A 401-nucleotide genomic window follows, 5' to 3' on the forward strand; every position below is an offset into this window, starting at 1 on the left:
ACCGCCGCCAACAGGTACGAGGATGCTGTCAAAATCAACCCCTTCGTCCTTAGCTTGTTCATAAATTTCGTAGGCAACTGTTCCCTGACCGGCCTGAACATTGTCATCATCAAAAGGAGGAATAAAGGTACGGCCCTGTGCCTTGGTAAACTCTTGAGCTGCTTGAGAGGAAGCATCAAAGGTATCACCGACTAGCTGAATATCCACATAAGCCCCACCGAAGAACTTAACCTGTGTAATCTTTTGCTGAGGAGTCGTAATCGGCATAAAGATCGTGGCCGAAATCTTCATTTCGTTACAAGTGTAAGCAACCCCTTGAGCATGATTCCCAGCTGAAGCACAGACAACGCCATTAGCCTTGTCTTCATCCGACAGTTGGTGGATAGCATAATAGGCCCCCC

The 401-nt window shown here is 47.9% G+C and carries 1 protein-coding gene; it reads right to left on the reverse strand.

The annotated features are described in order from the left end of the window. A partial coding sequence (locus FH871_RS35060; protein WP_138995364.1) for a pyridoxal-phosphate dependent enzyme occupies nt 1-401 on the reverse strand: 401 nt, incomplete at both ends.

Origin of the sequence: Larkinella sp. C7, assembly GCF_006149005.1 — a bacterium.
In the GTDB taxonomy this organism is placed as follows: Bacteria; Bacteroidota; Bacteroidia; order Cytophagales; family Spirosomataceae; genus Larkinella.